Source organism: Actinomadura physcomitrii, assembly GCF_008923205.2.
Taxonomy (GTDB): Bacteria; Actinomycetota; Actinomycetes; order Streptosporangiales; family Streptosporangiaceae; genus Spirillospora; species Spirillospora physcomitrii.
In genome coordinates, this window is sequence record NZ_WBMS02000071.1 from 24,670 (window position 1) to 31,602 (window position 6,933).

7 protein-coding genes and 1 pseudogene are annotated in these 6,933 nt (G+C 68.6%); 6 read left to right on the forward strand and 2 right to left on the reverse strand.

The annotated features are described in order from the left end of the window. The first annotated feature begins 282 nt into the window (after positions 1-282). Genes F8568_RS44915 through F8568_RS44925 form a run of 3 tightly spaced genes read left to right on the forward strand, consistent with a single transcriptional unit; the run spans position 283 to position 3,739 of the window. Positions 283-1,938 carry a bifunctional 3-(3-hydroxy-phenyl)propionate/3-hydroxycinnamic acid hydroxylase gene (locus F8568_RS44915; protein ID WP_202126113.1) on the forward strand — a complete coding sequence of 552 codons (1,656 nt, stop codon included), beginning with the start codon at positions 283-285 and terminating at the stop codon, positions 1,936-1,938. Then, a complete protein-coding gene (locus F8568_RS44920; protein ID WP_202126114.1) occupies positions 1,935-2,891 on the forward strand; it encodes a 3-carboxyethylcatechol 2,3-dioxygenase in 957 nt (318 codons plus the stop codon). Before F8568_RS44915 ends, F8568_RS44920 begins: the two co-directional genes overlap by 4 nt. After that, complete coding sequence (locus F8568_RS44925; RefSeq protein ID WP_151600266.1) at positions 2,888-3,739, forward strand: alpha/beta fold hydrolase; 852 nt, start codon at positions 2,888-2,890, stop codon at positions 3,737-3,739. The genes F8568_RS44920 and F8568_RS44925 overlap by 4 nt, the downstream gene beginning before the upstream one ends. A 212-nt stretch (positions 3,740-3,951) precedes the next feature. Here the strand turns inward: F8568_RS44925 and F8568_RS44930 are convergent, their stop codons facing one another. Further along, entirely contained in the window at positions 3,952-4,668 is a 717-nt protein-coding gene (locus F8568_RS44930) for an IclR family transcriptional regulator (RefSeq protein WP_151600267.1), read from the reverse strand. A gap of 160 nt (positions 4,669-4,828) precedes the next feature. Between F8568_RS44930 and F8568_RS44935 the strand changes: the two genes are divergently transcribed. From F8568_RS44935 to F8568_RS44945, 3 genes are all read left to right on the forward strand, one after another. Further along, positions 4,829-4,981 carry a hypothetical protein gene (locus tag F8568_RS44935; protein WP_160574008.1) on the forward strand — a complete coding sequence of 51 codons (153 nt, stop codon included), beginning with the start codon at positions 4,829-4,831 and terminating at the stop codon, positions 4,979-4,981. After that, entirely contained in the window at positions 4,978-5,268 is a 291-nt protein-coding gene (locus F8568_RS44940) for an MFS transporter (RefSeq protein WP_151600268.1), read from the forward strand. Before F8568_RS44935 ends, F8568_RS44940 begins: the two co-directional genes overlap by 4 nt. A gap of 653 nt (positions 5,269-5,921) precedes the next feature. Continuing rightward, the gene (locus F8568_RS44945; protein WP_151600270.1) at positions 5,922-6,569 is read left to right on the forward strand and encodes a hypothetical protein; all 648 of its coding nucleotides are present in this window, start codon (positions 5,922-5,924) and stop codon (positions 6,567-6,569) included. Positions 6,570-6,816: 247 nt separating this feature from the next. On the opposite strand, the pseudogene F8568_RS44950 reads toward F8568_RS44945, so the two are convergent. After that, a pseudogene (locus tag F8568_RS44950) lies at positions 6,817-6,933 on the reverse strand (IS5/IS1182 family transposase); the annotation flags it as partial.

Below are 6,933 nucleotides of genomic sequence, written 5' to 3' on the forward strand. Positions count from 1 at the left end.
CATATAGTGAAATCTTGCGTTCTAAATGTGAACCTAGCCACCTCCAGGTGCGCTGTCAAGGCTCCGCGGGCGACCAAAGATCCGGGGACGTCACGGTGCGCCTTCACCTGGTCGCCACCACCGCCGCGCCTTGACAAGGCACCCGGCGACTGACAACACTCCCTCATATATCGAACAAGACTGTGTACTATATGCACGGGAGTGGGGTATGGCGCACTTTGAGGGCACCGGGGCCGCCCGCCGGGCGGCCCCGTCCGAGCGGGAGTTCCTGCGAGCGTCGTCGTGACCGATCCGACCGAGCAGGGCGGCCGGCCGACGTCGCCCGATCAGCGGCAGCCGATGGCGGCCGACGTCGCCATCGTCGGCGCCGGGCCGGTGGGGCTGACCCTCGCCAACATCCTCGGGCTGCACGGCGTCCGCACGATCGTCGTCGAGCAGCGCGACAAGCTCATCGACTACCCGCGTGGCGTCGGCATCGACGACGAATCACTCCGCGCCTTCCAGGCGATCGGGCTGATCGACCAGATCCTGCCGCACACGAACCCGGACCAGATCATGAGGTTCGTCAACGGCAAGGGGCGGCTGCTCGCCGAGATCGCCCCGACCCAGCAGCCGTACGGCTGGCCCCGCCGCAGTGGATTCATCCAACCCCTGGTGGATGCCGAGTTGCTCGCCGGCCTCGACCGCTTCGGCTGCGTGAATGTCCTGTGGTCGCGGACACTCGAGTCGTACGAGACGTCGGCGCGCGGCGTGGCGGCGACCATCAGCGCCCCGGACGGCTCGCTCAGCACGATCAGCGCCCGCTACCTGGTCGGCTGCGACGGAGGCCGGAGCACGACGCGCCGGCTGATGGGCACCTCATTCGAGGGGACCACGTCACCGACCCGATGGCTCGTCATCGACCTGCGCAACGACCCGGTGGGCAGCCCGAACGTGTACGTCGGCGCCGACCCCAGGCGCCCGTTCGTCTCGGTGTCGCTCGCGCACGGGGTACGCCGCTTCGAGTTCATGATGAACGACGACGAGCCCGACGAGATCGTCGATGAGGCCGGCTTCCTGGCCGGGCTGCTGAAACCGCACGTGCCCTATCCGGCACAGGTCGACGTGATCCGCAAGCGCGTGTACACGCACCACTCCCGCATCGCCGGCGAGTTCCGCAAGGGTCCCGTCCTCATCGCCGGGGACGCCGCACACCTCATGCCGGTATGGCAGGGCCAGGGGTACAACAGCGGCATCCGCGACGCGGCCAACCTCGGCTGGAAGCTCGCCGCGGTGACCGGTGGCCGGGCGACCGACGCCCTGCTCGACACCTACGAGCTCGAACGCCGCGGCCACGCCAGGGCGATGATCGATCTGTCGACTCTGGTCGGCCGGTTCATCTCCCCGAGGAACCGGGGCGTGGCGGCGCTGCGAGATGCCGTCGCCGTCGCGACCTCGGCCGTTCCCGGCATCAAGCGCCACCTCGTCGAGATGCGGTTCAAGCCGATGCCCCGCTACGAGCGCGGTGCCGTCAGCTACGCCCACACCGGCACCGACGACGCCGTGGTCGGGCGGCAGTTCATCCAGCCGAGAGTCGACACGCGGGCACGCCGGGGGATACTCCTCGACGACGTGCTCGGGCCATGGTTCAGCCTCCTGTTCTGGAACAACGACCCGCTGGCCGTGCTGGACAAGGAAGCGGAACGCTGGCTCGCGCTCGGTGCCCGGCTGATCACACTGCGCTCGGCGTCACAGCTTGCCTGGACCGGAGACGACCATCCCGACGTGGAGATCGTCGCCGACGGTACCGGCGAGCTCAAACGCTGGTTCGACGCCAACCGGCCCACGGTGCTGTTCCTGCGGCCGGACCGTTTCGTCGCAGCCGCCTGCGTCGCCCAACACGCCCAGGACGTGTCCCATGCCCTGGCCGACACGTTGTTCATCCCAGGTAGGTCATGATGCCCTTCGCTCTGTGCTGCATGTCGCACAGCCCGCTCCTCGACCTCAATCAACCCTCACCGGACCTTCAGGCCGAGGTCACAGACGCGCTCAAGCGGGCCCGCACGTTCGTCGACGAGTTCGCACCCGAACTCGTGGTCACCTTCACCCCGGACCATTACAACGGCTTCTTCTACCGGTTGATGCCGCCCTTCTGCATCGGTGCCGCCGCGCGAACCGTCGGAGACTACGGCACGGCGGCCGGGCCCCTCGACGTCCCCCGCGACATCGCAGCCGGCTGCGCCGAAGCCGCCCTGGCGGCAGAAGTGGACGTGTCCGTGTCCTATGACATGGAGCTCGACCATGCCACGGCGCAGCCGCTGCAGATCCTCTTCGGCACGCTCGACGCGTGCCCGGTGGTACCGATCTTCATCAACGCCGCCGCGCCGCCCCTCGGCCCCGTCACCCGGGCACGGCGCCTCGGCGAGGCGGTGGGAAGGTTCCTCGCCGGCCGGCCCGAGCGCATCCTGCTGATCGGATCGGGTGGGCTGTCGCACGATCCGCCGGTGCCCGCACTCGGCACCGCCCCCGCGCCGCTGGCCGAGCGGCTGGTCAGCGGGCGCGAGCTCACCGCCGACGAGGAACGGCGCAAGGTCACCGGAGCGATCGCGGAGGCCGCGGCACTCGCCGCCCGTTCGAGCAGCCGGATCGACCTTTGCCCGGACTGGGACCGGGCCTTCCTCGGCATCGTGGGGAGCGGGGGCCTGGACACCATCGACGGATGGTCGAACGAGGACATCGCCCGGCACGGAAGCGGTGCACAGGAGATCAGGACCTGGGTGGCCGCCTACTCCGCGCTGGCGGCCACGGGTCCGTACGAGATCACCGATCGCTACTACCACCCGATCCCGGAGTACATCGCGGGCTTCGCCGTCACCACCGCACTGCCGGCCACCAGGAGCACCGGATCATGACACTGTGGACCGACCTGGCCGGTGTCGACTACGAGATCAGGTACGAACAGGTAGGACCGTGGCGGACCCGGGTGCTCGAACGGGGCCACGGCCCCGCGCTGGTATTCCTGCACGGCACCGGCGGTCACCTCGAAGCCTTCGCCCGCAACCTGCGCGCCCTCGGCGACCGGTTCCGCGTGGTCGCCTACGACCTGCCCGGCCATGGTTGGAGCACTCTCACCGGTCGCGACCTCGAGATCGCGGACTATCAGGAGCATCTGCTCGGCCTCCTGGACGCACTGCGGATACCGGCCGCGCACCTCAGCGGCGAGTCCCTGGGAGGCTGGGTCGCGGCCAAGTTCGCCGCCGCCCATCCGGAACGCGTGTCGAGCCTGATCCTCAACACGCCCGGTGGCACGATGGCCGACCCCGCGGTGATGGAGCGCATCCGCTCGCTCAGCCAAGCCGCCGCCGACGACCCGTCGTACGAGCGCATCCGCACCCGGCTCGAATGGCTGATGGCCGACCCCGCGTCGGTGACCGGCGAACTGGTGGCGATCCGCCAGAGCGTGTACGCGCAACCGGGTTTCCCCGACTCCATGCGGCACCTGCTGTGCCTGCAGGATCCGCAGATCCGCCGCCGCAACCTCCTGACGGACGCGGAACTCGACGCGATCACCGCTCCCACCCTCGTCATATGGACGACGGACGATCCGTCCGGCCCGCCCTCGGAGGGCGAGGCGCTCGCCGGCAAGATCAACGGCGCGCAGTTCCGGCTGATCAAGGATGCCGGCCACTGGCCCCAGTGGGAACAGCGGGCCGTTTTCGACGCGCTCGTCATCGACTTCGTCACCCGGAACACCTCGTGACGGCGACCGGCGCTGTCCCCCGTACCGCCCTGCGGCTCATCCGCCGAGCAGGCCGCGCACGGCCGGAACGCCGGTTCGCGACCTGATCGGGCCGTACGCCATCGGCGCCGTCCGGGATGGTGGCGGCCCCCGGACGGTTCGCCGGCCACCCGGCTGTTCCCATCGGGCAGCCGGGTGGCGACCGGGCGCCCGATGGTGCTCGTCCCCGCAGATCATTCCTTCCGGCGTAGCAGGCGCCCGACCTTGTCGGCGGCCCGCCGCATCGCCGGACCTGCCCCGTCGATGATGTCCTGACGGTAGGAGATGAGATTCAGGCAGGCCCGGGTCGACGGGATCCAGGCGGCGACCGCGTACTGGCCGGCCTCGATCTCGGCATGGCTTCTGGCGTATCCCACCTCGCGGGCGAGGATCACGGCCTCGGGCTCCCCCGGCGTCGGCGGCCCGCCGGCGAGGATCGCATAACCGGCCGCGCCGCGCATGAGCGGTGTGCGCATGCCGGGCTTGAACGCGAGGTGATGCGATGACGTCATCGGCTCCACCATCGCGATCGCCACCGCCGTGTCACCTTCCTCCACGAACAGCGAGACCGTGGTTTGCAGCCGGTCGGCGAGTTCGCGCATCACCGGTCCGGAGACGTCCCGTAGTTCCGGCTGGTAGGCCTGGGCGAGTGTGGCGAGCCGGGCACCCGGAATGTAGACGCCGTTGCTGCGGCGGGCTGCCAGTCCGAAGTCGACGAGCGTCTGCAGCATGCGATAGGCGATCGACCGGTGAACCCCCAGCAGCTCACCGACCTCCTGAACGCTCAGACCGTCTTTTGAGTCGACGACGGCCAGGAGGGCTTTGAGCCCGCGGGCCAGCGTCTGGTTCCCGTCGCGAGTCTTGATCGGAGCGGTGGAGCTCCACTCCTGCGTGTGACCTGGCTCTTGCATATGGCACATCATACCGTGCATATATTGCATCCGTCGAATGTCCCCGCCGGATGGGCGAGCACCCTCTGGATCATTTACTGCACACAAACTGGCAATATATGAACGCACCCGCAACGCACCCGACGTCCCGGCGGATCCCCAGCCCTCATCGCCGGCGGCCATGGTCCGCTCGTCAACCGCCAGGAAACTCGGCGACCTGGAGCGGGAGACCCTCGCCGTGCTCGACCGGTGGGAGCGGCGGAACCCGCCGGGCGACGGGCTGGCACGCGAGCCGGTGGTCCTGTACGCCCACGGGGTGCCCGCCGAACCGTGACCGCAACCGAACCTGCGGCGCGGCGCCGGCCGGGCGGGCCGCTGCGGCATCGGGACTTCCGGCTGCTGTGGGCGGGCCAGACCACCGGCAAGCTGGGCAGCAGCGTGACCGGCGTGGCCCTGCCGCTGGTCGCGGTGGTCATGCTGGAGGCGAGCGCCCTCCAGGTGGCGCTGCTGTCGGTGGCGGCCTGGCTGCCGTGGCTGCTCATCGGCCTGCCGGCCGGGGCCTGGGTGGACCGGCCGCCGCGCCGGCCGGTGATGCTCGCCGGTGATCTGGCCGCGGCCTGATCGTCCGCCTCTTTTATTGGAATGACCGAATTCTACGAAAAAGCCGCACAGTCTTGACTGTTCGGCGAGATACGGCACGTGGCCCGGCCGGGTCCGAGCGCGCGCAGCGAACGGACGAGCACTTTCCGCTAGGCAGGGAACAAAAACGCCACATGCTCTTGACCGACCCCACTTCGCACTTCATTATATGACCACTTGAGGCATCATCGCTGCGGCTCACCGATAATCGCAGCATTGAACGGCGCGAAGCCTCTCTGCGGTTCTGTCATTCACCGGGCCCGAGGGAGCACGCCTTGCACCCATGAATCCTCCGCATGCCTTCGCCGGACGCAGGCCGGACGCACCTGCGGCCGGGCCGCAGCGCCGCGGACCGGACCCGCCTCGGCACGGCGGATCCTCTCGCCGGGTTCGGCGAGACGACCTGCCGCTCCCCTTGAGCGAACGTCCCATCGGACCTCGCTCGGCTCTTGACGACCACCCGGACATATCCCGAACACGCCTTTTACCGGGCGTGCCGTTCGGCGTGCCCAGAATCGGCTTTACCACCAATAGAAACTAGCAAGTGTCTCAGACTGATAACGCTCTTGAAATTGGTCGACGGAGATGAGATAAGTCTCATTACCACCCCATGAGAGCTCTGAAAGGAGCTACCGGTGTCACTGATCCGGAACCTCGCCGTCATGGGGGCCGCCTCGGCCTCCGTCCTCGCTCTGGCGGTCTCGCCGGCGTCCGCCGCCACGACCCACATCCACAGCGGCAGCATCACCGGCCCGGACTTCTCCGGGGCCGTGGTCGCCACCAACCTGGGCAGCATCAGCGTGCAAACCTCGCTGAGCAACGCCACGTGCACCTCGGCCGTCCAGAACGGCACGATCGAGTCCGACGGCACCGACCTGACCGTCACGTCGGCGACCTTCAGCGGCTGCACGAGCGACCTGGGCAGCGTGACCGTGACCGCCCAGAACCTGCCCTGGAACGGCGGCTCCGTTACCTACACCCGGGAGGAAAGCGACCCGCCCGGCGGCCCGGACGGCACCCTCACCGTCGCCAACTACACCGTCGGCGCGAAGGTCTCGTTCTTCAACTGCATCTACTCCGGAACCCTGACCGGCAACGGCTACAACCCCGACAACCCCGACCGGCCCGACCCCTCGGTCAACCAGGCGCAGGCCGAGATCGTCAACGGTGTGGTGTCCAAGACCAGCGATTCGTTCTTCCTGTGCCCCGACAAGGCGACGGTCAACGCCGCCTACCAGCTCGTCGGCAGCGGCGGCGAGCAGCTCTGGGCGTACTCGAGCTGACCGATCCGATCCTCGGTGGCGGCCCCGGCCGCCACCCGTCTTCCCCTCGATGAAACGGCAGGGCCGCTCGTCTCGCCGAGTGCGAGGCGAACGGCCCTGTCCGCTTTCCGGAACGCGGCTCTAACCGAACGCCTCACTTGGCTTCGCAGCCAGGGCAGCTCATCGGCGAACGCCTCGGAGACGATGGTCGGCGCGGGAATTCCGGCCTCGACAAGCCCTATCCCCGCAAGTTGACGGTGACCCTTTTTCAACGTGCGTTGAGCTCGCGGTTCTGGAGGACGTGGATGGCCTTGGCCAGGTGACCGGCCCGGTGCGGGCAGCAACGTAGCTTGGTCAGGACTTTCCAGCTCTTGAGCTGGGCGTT

Coding starts and splice junctions, on each gene's coding strand:
- F8568_RS44920 (WP_202126114.1), top strand. CDS start 1,935: ATGATGCCCTTCGCTCTGTGCTGCATGTCGCACAGCCCGCTCCTCGAC.
- F8568_RS44925 (WP_151600266.1), top strand. CDS start 2,888: ATGACACTGTGGACCGACCTGGCCGGTGTCGACTACGAGATCAGGTAC.
- F8568_RS44930 (WP_151600267.1), bottom strand. CDS start 4,668: ATGCAAGAGCCAGGTCACACGCAGGAGTGGAGCTCCACCGCTCCGATC.
- F8568_RS44935 (WP_160574008.1), top strand. CDS start 4,829: ATGGTCCGCTCGTCAACCGCCAGGAAACTCGGCGACCTGGAGCGGGAG.